The organism is Paenibacillus kribbensis (assembly GCF_001705305.1).
Classification (GTDB): domain Bacteria; phylum Bacillota; class Bacilli; order Paenibacillales; family Paenibacillaceae; genus Paenibacillus; species Paenibacillus kribbensis_B.
The window spans coordinates 110077-127236 of record NZ_MCBP01000017.1; the positions used below are offsets into that span (position 1 = coordinate 110077).

Sequence of the window (17160 nt, forward strand, 5' to 3'; positions counted from 1 at the left end):
TCCCTCTTCCCCATGGGAACGGAAGAGGTACAGGCACTGCTGCAAAGGGATGTACAACTGAGGAACGCAGCGGGTGGAAGGATTCTGGAGAAGCGAAAGCGTTCGCCTTTGCCGCTGGATTCTAACCCTGTAGGGGTTATTCCAATCCAGGAATCTGGCGGCAACAGCGATCGGAAGAACCTTCCACACGCGGAGTGGCCCCCTCAGAACCACCTTCAATTCGTACTAGTACCATACACCGCCTGTATCTCTTTTGTTCCCTTTTATTAACAACTACATCCGAACTTTTCTTCGCCTTTGAAATCCACCTGAGTCGGATAATCGTTATCGAAGCAGGCCAGGCATAAGCCGCCCTTATAATCCTGTTCGTTATGTCCGCCTACAGCGGCAATCAAGCCCTCGGCGCTCATAAAGTAGAGCGAATCGGCGTTAATCTCTTGACGAATTTCCTCGACGGTTTTGGAAGAAGCGATCAGCTCCCGGCGATCCGGCGTGTCAATGCCATAGAAGCACGGATTTTTGAAAGGCGGTGAGGTAATACGTACATGTACCTCCAGTGCACCCGCATCCCGCAGCATATTCACGATTCGGCGGGACGTGGTGCCCCGGACGATGGAATCGTCGATCATAATGACGCGCTTGCCTTCAACGACGCGGCGCACAGCGCTCAGCTTCATTTTCACACCCTGCTCGCGCAGCTCCTGACTTGGCTGGATGAACGTACGTCCGGTGTATTTATTTTTAATCATGCCCAGCTCATACGGAATACCTGTCTGCTCGGCATAACCAATCGCGGCCGAAATACTGGAATCCGGTACCCCGGTCACCAAATCCGCATCGACAAAAGCTTCTAGAGCCAGCTGGCTGCCCATCCGTTTGCGTGCGGCATGAAGATTAGCCCCGTTCAAATCACTGTCAGGACGAGCAAAATAAATATACTCCATCGCACACAGCGCTTTACGCTGCTTATCTTCCGTGTAACGGTCTTCGTGCAAGCCGTTTTTATCCAGTACCAGTAGTTCACCTGGTTCGATATCGCGCAACAGCTCTGCCCCAATCGTTTCCAGAGCACAGGTCTCGGAAGCAAACAGATAAGCATCTCCCAGCCTGCCCATCGTTAACGGACGCAAGCCGTTGGGATCAGAAGCAACGAGCAGCTTGTCGTTGGTCATAATAAGGAAGGCAAACCCGCCGACGATACGCTTCAATGCATCCTTGGCAGCCTCCACCAAATCCTTGGACGACCGGGCGATCAAATGGGCGACGACCTCTGTATCGCTGGTCGTTTGAAAAATAGACCCGCCCTGCTCCAGCTCCTGCCGGATTTGCAAGGCGTTTACGATATTACCGTTCGTGGCTACCGCCAAATCGCCATCACGATATTTGAACACCAAGGGCTGGGCATTCGTCAGCTTACTGTCTCCACTTGTGGAATAGCGTACATGCCCGATGGCAATGTCGCCTGTCAGCGAAGCCAGCAAATCTTTATTGAACACTTCTTTAACAAGGCCCATCCCGCGGTGATAATGGAACTCATCCCCACTGCTTACACAGATGCCTGAGCTCTCCTCCCCGCGATGCTGGAGCGCATGCAATCCGTAATAGGCTAGAGAAGCCGCATCGGAGTGTCGGTATACACCAAACACGCCGCATTCCTCTTTTAATTTATCAAAAAGCCCCTCTTTACCAGAGCCTTCATTATAATATTCTCCAGTCCACAACGTCCGTGCTGTTATTTCATCAGACATGGAATGACATCCTCCCAGATTTGCTTCAAGCTGGCGACTGCCTCGTTCAAAGCGGGTTGTCCGTTCACCTCAACTGTCAATTGTGTTCCTTCAACCGTACCTAATACGGTAACCGGAACTCCCAAGCCACGAAGATGTGCTTCCAGTGCAGAAGCCTTATCCGGCGATGCGGATAACAAAATGCGAGATTGACTTTCGCTGAACAAAGCATGGTCAGGACGCAAAGACGTTTCTACGTTAATCTGCGCTCCCAATCCGCCGCTAATGCCGGATTCCGCCAGAGCTACAGCCAATCCACCCTCTGCGAGATCATGCGCGGATTGTACCAATCCGGCCTGGATCGCTCCCAATACCGCGGTCAGCAGTTTTTTCTCTACGTTCAAATCCAGCTCGGGCGGACGTCCCTCGGATACACCGTGTACGACAGCCTGGAACTCACTGCCTCCCAGCTCGGCCTTCGTTTCGCCCACCAGGAAAATCACATCACCTTCGGCTTTGAAGCCTTGTGTCGTAATATGATCCGTATCATGTACCAGACCTACCATACCGACAACAGGCGTCGGATAGATGGAGCCTTTGGCATTTTCGTTGTACAAGCTGACATTGCCCCCGATGACAGGGGTATCCAGTACACGGCAAGCTTCTGCCATACCGTCCACGGCTTTTTCCATTTGCCAGAAAATATCCGGCTTTTCAGGGTTGCCAAAGTTCAGGTTGTCCGTAATCGCCAAAGGCTCGCCGCCAGAGCATACAATGTTACGTGCTGCTTCGCTGACTGCAATCCGTCCGCCTACCTCTGGGTCCAGGTATACATAACGTCCGTTACAATCCGTGGTCATCGCAAGTCCCTTGCGGGTGCCGCGTACGGTCACTACAGCTGCATCCGAGCCTGGACGAACGGCTGTGCTAGTGCGAACCATGTAGTCATACTGCTCATATACCCATTTCTTGCTGGCTACACTTGGTGAAGACAACACCTTTTTCAGCGCACCGTTCAAATCAGTTACTTCCGGGTAACGCAGCGTGTCAACAGCAGCATTTTGCTCATAATAAGCAGGAACCTCGGAAGGCTTGTCGTAAATCGGACACTCATCTACCAGCGCCGTCACTGGCATATCTCCCACTACTTCACCGTGATGGAACAAACGCAAACGACCGTCATCTGTCACCTTGCCGACCTTGGCACAAATGACGCCCCAACGCTCGAAAATTTCAAGCGCCTGTGCTTCGTCCTTTGGCTCAACAACGAACAGCATACGCTCCTGTGATTCGGACAGCATCATTTCATAAGGCGTCATGCCCTCTTCACGCTGCGGTACCTGATCCAGATACAGCTCAAGACCGTTGCCCGCCTTACTTGCCATTTCGGCACTGGAGCAGGTAAGTCCCGCTGCCCCCATATCCTGAATACCCAGTACAATACCGCTGTCGATCAGCTCCAGACATGATTCCATAACCAGCTTCTCCATAAATGGATCGCCTACTTGAACCGCAGTCCGATTCGCTTCGGATTCCTCTGTCAGCTCAACCGATGCGAAGGTTGCTCCATGAATTCCGTCACGGCCTGTCGGTGGTCCCACATAAAACACCGGGTTGCCGACTCCTTTTGCCACACCGCGCTGGATTTTATCATGATCAATCAATCCGACACACATCGCATTAACGAGCGGATTGCCCTCATAGCTTTCATCAAATACAACCTCGCCGCCTACGGTCGGAATACCGATACAGTTACCATATCCCGCTATACCGGATACCACATGCTCGAACAAATATTTCACACGGTCGCTCTCCAGCTTGCCAAAACGCAGAGAGTTCAACACCGCTACAGGTCTTGCGCCCATGGAGAAAATATCACGAATGATACCGCCTACCCCAGTCGCTGCTCCTTGAAAAGGCTCTACAGCCGATGGATGGTTATGGCTTTCGATTTTGAATACAACCGCTTGGTTGTCACCGATATCTACAATCCCTGCTCCCTCGCCGGGTCCCATCAACACTCGCGGACCACTCGTCGGAAAACGACGCAGCAATGGCTTGGAGTTTTTGTAGGCACAATGCTCTGACCACATGACACTAAATACGCCAATCTCCGTATAATTCGGCTGACGTCCCATAAATTCGCAGATCAACGCATATTCGCTGTCCGATACACCCATCTGCTGATACAGTTTATGTTCGGCAACCTGCTCTGCCGTCGGTTCCTTAGCGGACACTTGCTGCGCCATGACGATCCCTCCAAGCGTTTAAAATAGATGTAAACATACGTTTGCCGTCATCTGTTCCAAGCAATGCGTCCACCGCGCGTTCCGGGTGGGGCATCATGCCCAGTACGTTACCCTGCTCATTACAAATCCCCGCGATATCGGTCACAGAGCCGTTGGGATTATCTTTATACGTAAATACGATCTGGTTATTCGCCTGCAAGCGAGCCAGCGTCTCATCATCACAGTAATAGTTGCCTTCGCCGTGTGCGATCGGAATGACGATCTCTTCACCGGCAGCATAATCTTTTGTAAAAGGTGTATCGTTATTCGCAACCTTCAACACCGTATCATGACAACGGAACTTCATCGACAGATTACGGCGCAAAGCACCCGGCAACAGCCCGGCTTCGGTCAAAATTTGAAAACCGTTGCAAATACCCAAAACATATTTACCCTCAGCAGCCGCTTTCGCTACCTCTTTCATTACCGGTGCAAACCGGGAAATCGCGCCACAGCGCAGATAATCTCCGTAAGAGAAGCCCCCCGGAACAAGAATACAATCGTAAGGCGACAGATCCGTCGCAGTATGCCATACATAATCGACAGGTTCACCGACCGTGTCCTCTATCGCCTTATAGCAGTCAATATCACAGTTGGAGCCCGGAAAAACCAGAACTGCAAATTTCATGGAATTAGCCCTCCAGTTCGTAGCGGTAGTCTTCAATGACCGTGTTGGCTAACAGCTTTTCGCACATTTCGATGACACGCTTCTCTGCACTCTCGCGGTCTGTTGTATCCAGATTCAGCTCCATATACTTACCAATTCTGACGCTGTCCACTTCTCCGAAGCCCATAGAATGCAGTGCGCCTTGCACCGCAACTCCCTGCGGGTCCAAAACGCTTTGCTTAATTGTGACATAGACCGTTGCTTTCATCATGTTCCTTCAGTTCCTCCTCCGAATGGATGAATCCTATTGGTTTTAAATCAATGATTACTATTTACTGTGCCGTCAGACGCCGCCAAATATCCGTATATCTTGCAGTTGTTTCTTCTACGACCTCAGCAGGCAACGGATCGGGCTTACTGTTCTTGTCCCAACCGGATGATGCCAAATAGCTTCGTACCGGTTCCTTATCCATGCTGTCAATCTCCACATCCAGCTCATACTTTTCCTGTGCCCAGAAACGTGATGAATCCGGGGTAAAAATTTCGTCAATCAAAATCACCTTTCCGTTAACAAGACCAAACTCAAACTTGCAATCCGCTAAAATGATTCCCCGCTTTTCACAGAAAGCACGGGCAAATTCGTACAACGCCAAGCTTTTTTCTTCAAGCTCGACTGTTAATTCGGCCCCGATCAACTCTTTCATTTGATGGAGGGAAATGTCCTCGTCGTGTCCGACGTCGTTTTTCGCAGCTGGTGTAAATAAAGGCTTGGGAAAGCGTTCATTCTTGCGCAGCCCCTCCGGCAATGGAATACCGTTTACCTCACCGGTCTGCTCATACTGACGCCAGCCGCCTCCGGTAATATATCCGCGCACTACACACTCGATATCGATGCGCTCTGCCTTCAGCGTGACCATGATCCGGTCCTTCAGCAACTCTTTATTCTGTTCGTCGATGACATGACCAAGCTTGTCCACATCGGTATGCACGACATGATTTTCCAGCAGGTCTTTCGTCTGCTCAAACCAGAAAGCGCTAAGCTTATTCAGCACATTTCCCTTTTCCGGTACGGGTGGCTCCAACACATAATCAAAAGCCGAAATCCGATCCGTCACGACAATCAGAAAATGCTCTCCAAGATCATACAATTCACGCACTTTGCCTTTGTACAGAAGCGGCGCGTGGATCAGACCTTCGGCGGTAGACAATGACATTTACAACTTCCTCCTCTAGTATGGCCCCTCCTAAATCCTCCCCTCGGGGAGGACCCCCAGGGCTGCTGCCCTCGGGACTCCCGCAAGGGTTGGCTGGTGAGCGGGATGGGGCGTTTATTTTGTAGCAACGGTGGGGTGAGCGCGTTCCGCTGGATGAAGGCTTGTGGCACAAGCCCTCATCCAGCAACGCTTTTACGTTGGTGCGAAGCGACGTTTTTACGAGTATGACATCGTAATGGCGTTGAAAAGCTCTAAGCTGCAATTTTATATGCAGCTTACGGGTGCTGCGGCTCCGTACATGCCGCAGACCATTCCGGCCCGTGGCCGCAGCTCGGCACGTCATGCGGCCGAGCATTCAGGCTTCGCCTGCTGTGCGCATGTGCTACGACTGCGCACCTTCGTGGTGGCTCAAGGCTTCGCTCCTTGAGCCTTCTGCGTTCCTGGAAGGACTGCTGTCTGTTTGCTGCGCAAATTCGGCAGTCCTTTCAGGAACGTTGCTTGCGATAGAAAAGCAGTGGAACACGCTTTTCCATCGCTCCTGGGAAGGTGCGGCATCTTATGTGCCGCACTTTCCCTAGTTCTGCTCCCACACGAGGGTTGGTGCTGGAAGCAGCGGAGCGGACGGAATCGTTCTGGAGAAGCGTTAGCGCTTGCCTTTGCCTCTGGATTCCAACCTTTACGGGTTTATTCCAATCTCAGGAATCCAGGGGCAACAGCAATCGGAAGAATGATCCGTTCGCGCAGCGGCCTCTCTACGCTCCCCCCTCCAAGCACCAACCTTCCCTCCTACTCCCCTAATCCCAGCTTTTTAAAGATCGTATCTACGTTCTTCAGATGCCAGGCCGGGTTGAACGCGTCCTCGATTTCGTCCGGGCTGAGGACAGCGGTAATTTCCGGGGTCGCCTCCACGATTTCGCGGAACTGGCGCTGCTCTTCCCATGCCTGCATAGCACGCGGCTGTACGGTATCATAGGCTTTTTCACGACTAAAGCCCTTGTCGATCAGCTTCGTCATAATACGGCCGGAGAACGGTACGCCATACGTACGCGCCATATTGCGCTTCATATTTTCAGGGAAGACCGTCAAATTCTTCACGATATTGCCAAAACGGTTCAGCATATAATTCAACAGCATCGTCGCATCCGGCAGAATAATACGTTCCACAGAAGAATGCGAAATATCGCGTTCATGCCACAGCGTTACGTTCTCATAAGCAGATACCATATGCCCGCGAATCACACGTGCCAGACCGGAGATATTTTCACTGCCAATCGGATTGCGTTTATGCGGCATCGCGGAAGAACCTTTTTGGCCCTTGGCAAAGGCTTCCTCCACCTCGCGGAATTCACTCTTTTGCAGTGCGCGAACTTCTGTAGCAAATTTGTCCAATGAAGTAGCGATCAACGCCAATGTCGCCATATATTCAGCATGACGGTCACGCTGGAGTGTCTGTGTAGAGATTGGGGCCGGCTTGGTACCCAGCTTGTTGCATACAAATGCTTCTACAGCCGGGTCAATGTTGGCGTAGGTTCCGACTGCGCCGGACATTTTACCGTATTGCACCTGATCAGCCGCATAGCGGAAACGTTCCAGATTACGCTTCATTTCCTCGTACCACAAGCCCATTTTCAGTCCGAATGTGGTCGGCTCGGCATGCACTCCGTGTGTACGTCCCATCATCGGTGTATGCTTGTAAGCCAATGCTTTTTCCTTCAAAATTTCAATAAAATTCAAGATATCCCGCTCCAGAATTTCATTCGCCTGCTTCAGCAGGTAGCCCAGTGCGGTATCTACCACATCCGTGGAGGTCAGGCCATAATGTACCCATTTGCGCTCGTCGCCAAGACTTTCGGATACCGTACGGGTAAAAGCAATGACATCATGTCTCGTCTCCTGCTCAATTTCATAAATCCGGTCGATATCAAAGCTTGCATTCTTACGCAGAGCCACGGTATCCTCTTTCGGGATAACCCCTAATTCTGCCCAAGCTTCACAGGCACACAGTTCTACTTCCAGCCATGCCTTGAATTTATTTTCCTCCGTCCAAATCGCTCTCATTTCCGGTCTGCTATAGCGTTCGATCATGACTATTTATTCCCCCAAATATTGGTTTGTTCAATCCATTCCAGCGCTTGTTCCGCATCCTGGCACAACAGATTAATATGTCCCATCTTTCGGCCTGGCTTGGCTTCACTTTTTCCATACAAATGCAGCTTGGGTAAAACATCCAATCTTTCGGCTTCGGCATCAGGCTGCACGAACCGCCGAACCACGTCTTCCAAATGCTCACCCAGTACATTGACCATCACGACCGGAGTCAGCAGCTTCGTGCTGCCCAGCGGCAAGCCGCAAATCGCACGTATGTGCTGCTCGAATTGCGACGTCGCGCATCCCTCCATCGTGTAATGACCGGAGTTATGCGGTCTCGGGGCCAGCTCATTGACGTACAGTTGTCCGTCTTCGGCAACAAACATTTCTACAGCGAGCAGCCCCACCGCTCCCAAAGATTCCGCCACAGCCAGCGCCAGCCTACGTGCTTCCTCCTGCACCGATTCCGGTACACGCGCAGGTACAATCGACGTGTGCAAAATGTTGTTCACATGAATGTTTTCCGCAGGTGGAAAGGCTTTGGCTTCGCCGTTCGTGCTGCGAGCTACAATAACTGAAATTTCACAGTGAAAGCGAATAAACTGTTCCAACACCAGTTCCGCTCCGCTACCAGCCAGTCGTTCGTAGGCAGCTACAGCTTCCTCCGGTTGGCGAATGACCGCCTGTCCCTTGCCATCATAACCGCCGACCGTCGTTTTGAGCACGCACGGCACACCCAATTCAGCTACCGCTTGAACCATCTCCGCAACACTGCTGATTTCACGATACGGAGCTACCGGAACGCCAGCCGCCTCAATAGAACGTTTTTCACGCAGACGATGCTGTGTTGTGTATAAAAGACTGCTTCCCTGCGGTACACTGGATTCCCGCTCCAAAAGCGCGGCTACACCCGCATCCACATTTTCAAACTCATATGTGATCACATCACATCGCCCAGCCAGCTCTCTGGCCGCATGCTCGTCATCATAGGCGGCACGAATCTGCGCTGACACCTGTCCGCACGGACTATCCGGTGCCGGGTCCAGCGTCACAAAGCGATAACCCAGGTTTGTTCCCGCTAGTACAAGCATTCTGCCCAGCTGCCCGCCCCCCAGGATTCCAATCGTTGTACCAGGAGGACGAACGCGGCATGCAGGCTCACATGCCTCATTCATAGCGAATCACTGCCTTCCAGCACCTCATCACGGATACGGTCGCGTCTTGCTACGACGCGCTGGCTTATCTTTTCGTCAAAAGCGCCTAATATTTGTGCTGCCAGCAATCCTGCATTTGTAGCACCTGCCTTGCCGATTGCCACGGTGGCAACGGGAATACCGCCCGGCATCTGCACAATCGAGAGCAGTGAGTCCAGACCATTCAGTGCCTTCGACTGGACAGGCACACCGATGACTGGCAAGGATGTCTTCGCAGCCACCATTCCCGGCAGATGAGCAGCCCCGCCCGCTCCGGCAATAATGACCTTTAATCCGCGACCGACGGCTTCCTCTGCAAAACGGAACATCAAATCCGGTGTACGATGGGCTGAGACTACCTTTTTCTCATATCCGATTTCAAGCTCGTCCAGCACAGCACATGCATGTTGCATGGTGTCCCAGTCTGATGTGCTGCCCATAATGACAGCGACCTGCACTGACATGTCCTTCACTCCCTGTTTATCAATAAGCGCCAAAAATCCGGCACTCGAAAATAACGTTATTTTCAAGACACCGGACTACGAAAAAACAAACGACAGAGCCTCCTAAAGGCATGCCAAAAGCAAGCCCGTTCCACCGCACCAATGCGGCTTCAGCCGTATGTCTCCCGTAGTCCGGAAATTTAAGGTTTCCAGGTAGAAACTTCCGGGCCATATCCCCGGCATTATACGAGTCAGCATGGTGCCTACTTCATCCCAAACGATATACTTTCCTAGCATAATCGTGATTTGTTTCGGCTCCAACATGTGTACCTTATTAAATTGCGCCTAAAGTTCATTTTTTATCGACAATACACTTCATAGTTTAACAATTCCCTACACCCTATGTCAACTTGAAAACGAACATTATTAAAATCATCCAATTGAATGTTCGTGTTTGGCAAAATCAATACGCTTATATACCTGAGAGTCTGACAACAGCGGCACATTTAGCCAACTCTCTGCCTTGAACTCATATCAGCGAACACTCCCACTATGCAGAAAAAAAAGTCGGTACTTCCTGAATAGAAAGTAATCCGACTTTTACTCTTTTTATTCTGTTACTTAACAACCAGCACAGGAATACGCGCATGCTGCACCACATTGTGACTCACGCTGCCCAATACAAATTCACGAATACCACCCAAGCCGCGGCTGCCGATCACAATCACATCAAAGCCATTTTCATTGGCATAATCCAAAATAACTTCGGCTGGCGAACCTTGAATCAGTTCCACCTTGGCATCTACGCCTTGCTCAGCAAGCCGCTTTTTAGCTTCATCCGTAGTCTGCTCCGCCAAATCGTAATATTCTTTATTCACCGAAGCCGGGATTGGAGCTAAGCCTTCACCCATAAAAATTCGCGGGAAATCAAATGCCGTTATAACCTCAAGCTTCGAGGACGGTGATGCCTTGGTTAATTCAGCCGCCTTCAGCAAAGCCTTATTGGCCGCATCCGAACCGTCATAAGCAAGCAATATTTTTGAAAATAGCATCATATACACCTCTTCCTTTTCAGTTTGTTAAATCCCACCCTGAAATATGTATTCCTTTGCACGCTTGCACAATACATTCGTGGACGCTGGAATAGCCGCCTTACTCATCATTAAACATTTCTATACGAACCTAAACCCCGGCTTTACCGCAAAAAATATCCATATAGCAATGCGTTAATGAACAGCAACGCAGGAATACCGAGTCTGAAGCTTATATGCCGTGTTTTATGGCGTTTGCGGTACATCGCAATCAGCACGCCCAATGCTCCTCCGATCAGGGCCAGCAAAAACAGCGTCCGTTCAGGCACCCGATCACGATGCTTGCGCGCTCTTTTTTTATCCTCCGACATTACCAGATAGCCTACTGCATTGATAAACAGCAGCCATACGAACAAGCCTGTCTGCAATGTCTCTCCTCCTTTTATACACCGTACCAATCAGATATTAGGGCTTATATAGCACTCTCCCCCCATTATACCCTCGCCCCTTTTACAGAAACAATCTTCTTTTGACTGGAATAGCGCTTTGGCGGATATAGTAACGTGGTATGAGGAAATCCTCGACTACATCTATTTTGTCTCAAAGGAGGAACTTCGATGGAAAGCACCCATGAATACGTTGAAAAACTGCGAGAAAATGCAAAAAAGGCAGAGCACAACCGTAAACAAGGAAAAGGAACTCCCAGTGCCAGCCTGCCAACCAAACAGCATACCAAAAATCCCTGATAAAGGCTCTGCCTAAGCTGTAGAACCATGTTACTAACGCATCCAATCCACTTAACCTTGTAGCTTCCTTTAATGAATTAAGACAAACTGGTCGTTCAGTTCCACATAAACAGCAAGCAGACTCCTTTTGGGATATCTGCTTGCTGTTTTTGCAATTTGCGTGAAGCCAAAAAAAACCTCTCACCCCACGAAATGAACTCTATGCAAAAATCAGATAAAATGCAATAATAAAGCGATTACATTTTTATAAAATAAATTTTAATGTCATGTTTTATAACATACATATTGACTTAAAACAATTTCATCCCCTATAATTCGTGACATTAACGCAATTCGACATTTTTCTCGTCAGTTAATCTATCATTAAAATTCAGGTTTTTACATTGGAGAGGAGCTTTATATGACTAACATGAAGAAAATGACGATGATTCCCCTATTGGCCGGCTTTATTCTCGGAAGTACCTTATGGAGTAGTGGATTTACGAACACTGCGGCAGCAGCCACCAGCACGACTACACCTGCTTCTGTCTCTACGACTGCAGACAAATCTGAAAAACCTCAAACCAACCATTTACCCAATATTAAAATACTGGCCACAGGAGGAACCATCGCAGGATCATCTGCTGTCAATACCGATACAACAGACTACAAAGCAGGCGCACTGGGTATTGAAACCTTGATTAAAGCTGTTCCTGAGATGAAAAGTATTGCCAACGTCAGTGGTGAACAGGTTGTTAACGTAGGCAGCCCCGACATTAATAACGACATCCTCTTAAAGCTTGCCAAACGCACCAATGAACTGCTTGCCAGAGATGACGTAGATGGAGTCGTAATTACGCACGGTACAGATACATTGGAAGAAACAGCCTATTTCCTGGATCTTGTGGTCAAAAGCGACAAGCCTGTAGTTGTTGTTGGCTCCATGCGTCCTGCTACAGCGATCAGTGCCGACGGCCCTTTTAACCTCTATAATGCTGTAAAAGTCGCCGGCGCCCCAGGCTCCAAAGGGCAAGGCGTTCTTGTACTGCTGAATGACCGCATTGGTGCAGCAAGATACATCACCAAGACAAACACGACCACAGTGGATACGTTCAAGTCCGTGGAACAGGGGTATCTGGGAGCTGTTGTCGGAGATCAAGTGTACTACTATAATAAATCTGCACGTAAGCATACAACTGCTTCCGTATTCGACATCTCCAATCTGACCGAGCTTCCACAGGTAGATATTTTATACGAATATCAAAACAACGGTCGCTATCTGTATGATGCTGCTGTAGCGGCTGGTGCCAAAGGGATCGTTGTAGCCGGTTCCGGGAATGGCTCCTTGTCCAAAACCTCTACAGAAGGTGCTGAGGCTGCTGGTAAAAAAGGAGTCATTATCGCCCGCTCCACACGTGTAGGAAGTGGAGTCGTATCTCCATCAACGAAAGACGCGGCATCGAACTTTGTTTCCACCGATTCGCTCAATCCGCAAAAAGCACGGATTTTGCTCATGCTCGCATTGACGCAAACGCATGATGTGAATCAAATCCAATCCTTCTTCAATGAATACTAAGAAGTAGTCATCCCAAAGCAAGATAATAATCAGTGTCCTTTTCATTAAAAAAGCAGCAGTTACGGTGGTGTAGATACCACCGTTCTGCTGCTTTTTGCTGTAAGATCATGGCGGATATCAGTGAATGCTCCGTCTGAATTTTAATCGCCATATGCTCACAAACTATTTTGCCCAGCCCGCCTATTCAGCGATTCAAGGCCGCTGCTTGGGAATTCCATTAAGGCTTGGAGGATATTTGGCCTGCTTCTCTGGATGAGGAGCGATTTCTTCCTCCAGTATACTTGATTTATTTTGCTGATTATTGATTTTAAGCGGCTTATGCTTTGACATAATTGCTCACCTCCTCGGCTTACCATGCCAAGGAGTGAACGTTTTTATACCGACGTGCACCTGCTATGGGTGGAGCTTACATCTTCTTTTGGATTTCCGTTACTTGCCTTGCTTTTGATCCATAGCTGCTTTTAGCAGATCTCCCAAGCTCGAACCAAAAGATTCCTGCTTTTCATATTGCCTTACCAGCTTTTGCTGTTCCCGCTTGTTTACCCGTTGCTTGTCCTTATCCAGCGTCTCCGTAATGCCGCAGGGCAAACATCTTACATACAGTCCCGCTTTGCCTTCTTTCATTTCCATCTTCTTATGACACTGCGGGCAGCGCCGGTTCGACAAACGTTTTTCCCCTGCACGTCGGTAACCGCAATCCGTGCTTGGACATACCAGAAATTTGCCCTGTCTGCCCTTCTTCTCCAACAGCTTTGTACCACAATTCGGACAATGACTGTTCGTCACGTTATGAGGCTTGTATTCGGCACTGCTATTTTTTACAGTAGAAACCAGTTCTTTCGCCATAGCACGGATAGAGTTCAAAAACGGCTCCGGTTTCCCCTGACCACGCGCGATTCGTTCCAGCTCCGCTTCCCAATGCGCCGTCAGCTCAGGCGTTCGAAGCTGCGGAGCCGCCAACTCGATCAGTTGCTTGCCTTTCCCGGTGGGATGCATCACGTTCCCCTGGCGCTCAATCGTATCCGAGCTGACGAGCTTCTCGATCAGATCGGCGCGAGTAGCAGGAGTACCCAGTCCATGCTTCTCCATCTGGGCCAGCAAGGCCGCTTCCGTGTATCGCTTCGGAGGCATCGTTCGCCCAGCTCGCACAAGGCAACGCTGTATGCGGACGGCATCTCCTTTTTTCAGTTCAGGCAAAATAACGCCACGCTCAGTGTCCTCACGTTCCTCTGCTTCTTCATCATCCAGTTCATAATGGCTTCCGTCATATACAGCCCGCCAGCCACTATCTTTTATGGTTGTGCCTTTGACCTGAAACGTCTCCTGCTCTACCGTGACCGATACCGCTACAGCGTCATAGCGTGCAGGCGGATAGAATAGACTGATAAAACGGCGTGCAATCAGATCATACAGCTTGCGTTCCTCCGGGCTTAGCTGATTAAGCAGCAAGGTCTGCTCTGTAGGAATAATTGCATGGTGATCCGTGACCTTACTGTCATCCACAATTCGCTTTGTGATCGGCAGATTGTTACGCAGCAACGGGCGAGCCAAGGAGGCATACGGGCCTACGGCTACGCTGCTGAGCCTTTCCTTAAGAGTACCTACCATATCAGAGGTTAAATAGCGACTGTCTGTACGTGGATAGGTGACCAGCTTATGCTGTTCATACAGACGCTGAAGCACATTAGATGTCTGTTTGGCGGAAAAGCCATAGCGCTGGTTAGCGTCTCTTTGCAGTTCCGTTAAATCGTAAGCTAATGGATGAGGCTCATTCTTTTCACTCTTTTTAACGCTGGCAACCGTGCCTTTGGCACCCTCCAGTCTACGGCACAAAGCCTCTGCTTGCGTACGGTCAAACATGCGTGAATCTCCGTTTTCTGCCCGCCAAGCTGCCTGAAAGTCGCCAAAATCTGCTGTCAACGTATCATATTCCTGAGAACGAAACTGCGTAATCTCTTTTTCTCGTTCCATAATCATTCCCAGCGTTGGAGTCTGAACTCTTCCAGCCGAAAGCTGTGCGTTATAACGGCAAGTCAAGGCACGTGTCACATTGAGACCAATCATCCAGTCTGCTTCAGCCCTACAGCGAGCCGACTCATATAAACGATCAAACTGCTGACCAGGCAATAGCTTTGCAAAGCCTTCCTTGATCGCCTTATCTGTCTGCGAAGAAATCCATAAGCGCCGGAAAGGCTTTTTCCAGTTTGCCATTTGTATGATCCAACGCGCCAACAGCTCTCCTTCACGAGCAGCGTCTGTTGCAACGATAAGCTCACCAATGTCCTGCCGCTTCATAAGCCGCTGTACAGCTTTGAACTGATGATTGCTTTCGCGCAGTACCTTTAGCTTCGAGTTCTTTGGAAGAATGGGCAAGTCCTCCAAATTCCAGGATGCATATTTAGAATCGTAATCCTCCGGCTCTGCTAAGCCGACCAAATGCCCCAATGCCCATGTCACCACATACTTGGGTCCTTCTATATAACTTTTATGCTTCTCACGGCTGCCCATCACACGTGCAATCTCTCTGGCTACGGATGGTTTTTCTGCCAATACCAATACCTTCATGTTACGCTCCTTTCTCTCATAGTATTAATTATACCATCCTGCCATCCTACGATAAATCTAAGTCAACGGCTCTTTTTAACATGTTTGTACATACTATTCGCATTGCTTTTACATTGGTTAGGACATCTTACAAATCAGGCACACTCCATTTTAGTAGAAGACCCGCATATGTCAGGCCGCCTCCAAATCCATATAACATGACATGCTGTCCATACCGTAAACGTCCATTATCCAAACCGCACTGTAAAGCTAACGGGATAGACGCCGCCGATGTATTGCCATAAAACTCTACACTTGTCAGCGTCTTCTCCAATGGTATTATGCTTCTTTCACATATGGACTCGATCATTCTCAAATTAGCGCTATGTGGTACAAACCAGTCGAGATCTTCCTTCTTCATATCGGCCTGATTCAATAAACGTTCGATTCCCGTTGGAACGGAGCGAACGGCCCATTTATAAACCTCACGTCCATTTTGGGCGATAAATCCATGATCTTGCAGCTTTTCTCCATCCAAGTAATTAGATAATCCTGCCCGATAAAGATGCGCTCCCCCTTGGCCATAGGTTCCTATATCCGCAGCCAAAAATGATCCTTCCTCCTCGTCGTATTCAACCAGTGCCACACCTGCTCCATCTCCAAAAAGTACACATGTCGTCCGATCCGTATAATCCGTAATTTTGGATAACGTTTCCGCTCCCACCACTAACACCTTGCGGTGCAGACCACTCGTAATAAGGCCATTTGCCAAATGAAGTCCATAGGCAAACCCTGCACATGCTGCACTAACATCCATCGACCCTGTATCCGGAATATTGAAATGAGCCTGAATACGTGAGGCCGTACTTGGAAAGTAGTAATCAGGGGTACTCGTCGCTACAATAATCATGTCAACATCGTTTATATTTACGTTATAAAGATTAATCATACGTGTAATTGCTTGTATACATAAATCAGAGACGTATTGATCTTCAGCTGCAATTCTCCGTTCACGCATACCTGTTCGTTGTACAATCCACTCGTCGCTAGTTTCCACAAGCTTCTCCAAGTCGGCATTCGTTAAAATCCGCTCAGGTACATAAGTCCCTAGGGCCGTTAGCTTTGCTTTTGAATTCAACAATCTGATCACTCTCCTTTGTAATCTTAATCATATTATAACACCAGATACTAATACCTGGTACTAATTTATTTTAAATTTGCTGACATTATGATGAGTTAATCTTAATCTGCACTTATTTCTTTAAATATATAAATTTCATTGCTTTCAACGCAAAAAAAGAGCCATGATCTTCTAAGATCATGGCTCTTTTTACTTATTGCTTGGCAACGTCCTACTCTCCCAGGACCCTGCGGTCCAAGTACCATCGGCGCTGGAGGGCTTAACGGTCGTGTTCGGGATGGGTACGTGTGGAACCCCTCCGCTATCGCCACCAAACATGAATTTGCTTCGCAAATTCTTCCGTATTGAAACTCGGTTCATCACAGCCGTGTGAATGAATTTCAATGCGTATTTCGTATGCACTTGTACATACCTTCAAGGTGTTACACCCTGAAAACTGGATCCGAAACTCCATTGCATTTATCTTTAGGATAAGCCCTCGACCGATTAGTATTGGTCAGCTCCATGCATTACTGCACTTCCACCCCCAACCTATCTACCTCGTCGTCTTCAAGGGGTCTTACTAATTGGGAAATCTCATCTT

Annotated in this window: 16 protein-coding genes, 2 rRNA genes and 1 riboswitch; of the genes, 3 read left to right on the forward strand and 15 right to left on the reverse strand. The window is 49.1% G+C overall.

Annotated features, from left to right (window positions below; all coding sequences use genetic code 11):
* Positions 1–266: 266 nt before the first annotated feature.
* From purF to BAZ21_RS24060, 5 genes are all read right to left on the reverse strand, one after another.
* Entirely contained in the window at positions 267–1748 is a 1482-nt protein-coding gene (gene purF, locus BAZ21_RS24040) for an amidophosphoribosyltransferase (RefSeq protein WP_068505423.1), read from the reverse strand.
* The gene (gene purL / locus BAZ21_RS24045) at positions 1733–3976 is read right to left on the reverse strand and encodes a phosphoribosylformylglycinamidine synthase subunit PurL (RefSeq protein WP_068505424.1); all 2244 of its coding nucleotides are present in this window, start codon (positions 3974–3976) and stop codon (positions 1733–1735) included. Before purL ends, purF begins: the two co-directional genes overlap by 16 nt.
* Positions 3954–4643: a phosphoribosylformylglycinamidine synthase subunit PurQ gene (gene purQ, locus BAZ21_RS24050; RefSeq protein WP_068505425.1), complete on the reverse strand. Its 690-nt coding sequence runs from the start codon at positions 4641–4643 to the stop codon at positions 3954–3956. Before purQ ends, purL begins: the two co-directional genes overlap by 23 nt.
* A 4-nt stretch (positions 4644–4647) precedes the next feature.
* Positions 4648–4893 carry a phosphoribosylformylglycinamidine synthase subunit PurS gene (gene purS, locus BAZ21_RS24055; RefSeq protein WP_007428837.1) on the reverse strand — a complete coding sequence of 82 codons (246 nt, stop codon included), beginning with the start codon at positions 4891–4893 and terminating at the stop codon, positions 4648–4650.
* 61 nt (positions 4894–4954) lie between these two features.
* Positions 4955–5836 (reverse strand): phosphoribosylaminoimidazolesuccinocarboxamide synthase, encoded by an 882-nt coding sequence (locus tag BAZ21_RS24060; RefSeq protein ID WP_068505426.1) that lies wholly within the window; start codon positions 5834–5836, stop codon positions 4955–4957.
* A 163-nt stretch (positions 5837–5999) separates the two neighbouring features.
* On the opposite strand from BAZ21_RS24060, the gene BAZ21_RS29195 reads away from it, so the two are divergent.
* Positions 6000–6263 carry a hypothetical protein gene (locus tag BAZ21_RS29195; protein ID WP_068505427.1) on the forward strand — a complete coding sequence of 88 codons (264 nt, stop codon included), beginning with the start codon at positions 6000–6002 and terminating at the stop codon, positions 6261–6263.
* 359 nt (positions 6264–6622) lie between these two features.
* On the opposite strand, the gene purB is transcribed toward BAZ21_RS29195, so the two are convergent.
* From purB to BAZ21_RS24090, 5 genes are all read right to left on the reverse strand, one after another.
* Entirely contained in the window at positions 6623–7921 is a 1299-nt protein-coding gene (purB, locus tag BAZ21_RS24070) for an adenylosuccinate lyase (RefSeq protein ID WP_068505428.1), read from the reverse strand.
* 2 nt (positions 7922–7923) lie between these two features.
* Complete coding sequence (purK, locus tag BAZ21_RS24075) at positions 7924–9099, reverse strand: 5-(carboxyamino)imidazole ribonucleotide synthase (RefSeq protein WP_068505429.1); 1176 nt, start codon at positions 9097–9099, stop codon at positions 7924–7926.
* Positions 9096–9581, reverse strand: coding sequence for a 5-(carboxyamino)imidazole ribonucleotide mutase (gene purE / locus BAZ21_RS24080; protein ID WP_068505438.1), 486 nt, complete (start codon positions 9579–9581; stop codon positions 9096–9098). The genes purK and purE overlap by 4 nt, the downstream gene beginning before the upstream one ends.
* A gap of 147 nt (positions 9582–9728) precedes the next feature.
* A riboswitch (purine riboswitch) is annotated at positions 9729–9830 on the reverse strand.
* Between the two features lie 347 nt (positions 9831–10177).
* Positions 10178–10612 (reverse strand): universal stress protein, encoded by a 435-nt coding sequence (locus BAZ21_RS24085; RefSeq protein WP_043922641.1) that lies wholly within the window; start codon positions 10610–10612, stop codon positions 10178–10180.
* A 143-nt stretch (positions 10613–10755) separates the two neighbouring features.
* Entirely contained in the window at positions 10756–11019 is a 264-nt protein-coding gene (locus BAZ21_RS24090) for a DUF1294 domain-containing protein (protein WP_007428829.1), read from the reverse strand.
* Positions 11020–11208: 189 nt separating this feature from the next.
* On the opposite strand from BAZ21_RS24090, the gene BAZ21_RS28255 reads away from it, so the two are divergent.
* Complete coding sequence (locus BAZ21_RS28255) at positions 11209–11337, forward strand: DUF4023 family protein (RefSeq protein ID WP_084011891.1); 129 nt, start codon at positions 11209–11211, stop codon at positions 11335–11337.
* 400 nt (positions 11338–11737) lie between these two features.
* Positions 11738–12892 (forward strand): type II asparaginase, encoded by a 1155-nt coding sequence (locus BAZ21_RS24095; RefSeq protein WP_084011893.1) that lies wholly within the window; start codon positions 11738–11740, stop codon positions 12890–12892.
* A gap of 192 nt (positions 12893–13084) precedes the next feature.
* On the opposite strand, the gene BAZ21_RS29200 is transcribed toward BAZ21_RS24095, so the two are convergent.
* From BAZ21_RS29200 to BAZ21_RS24115, 5 genes are all read right to left on the reverse strand, one after another.
* Entirely contained in the window at positions 13085–13222 is a 138-nt protein-coding gene (locus BAZ21_RS29200; protein WP_010348781.1) for a hypothetical protein, read from the reverse strand.
* A gap of 99 nt (positions 13223–13321) precedes the next feature.
* Complete coding sequence (locus BAZ21_RS24100) at positions 13322–15457, reverse strand: DNA topoisomerase III (RefSeq protein ID WP_068505430.1); 2136 nt, start codon at positions 15455–15457, stop codon at positions 13322–13324.
* A gap of 127 nt (positions 15458–15584) precedes the next feature.
* Complete coding sequence (locus BAZ21_RS24105; protein ID WP_068505431.1) at positions 15585–16577, reverse strand: ketoacyl-ACP synthase III; 993 nt, start codon at positions 16575–16577, stop codon at positions 15585–15587.
* A gap of 198 nt (positions 16578–16775) precedes the next feature.
* Positions 16776–16892, reverse strand: a 5S ribosomal RNA gene (gene rrf / locus BAZ21_RS24110).
* A 151-nt stretch (positions 16893–17043) separates the two neighbouring features.
* Positions 17044–17160, reverse strand: a 23S ribosomal RNA gene (locus BAZ21_RS24115); the annotation flags it as partial.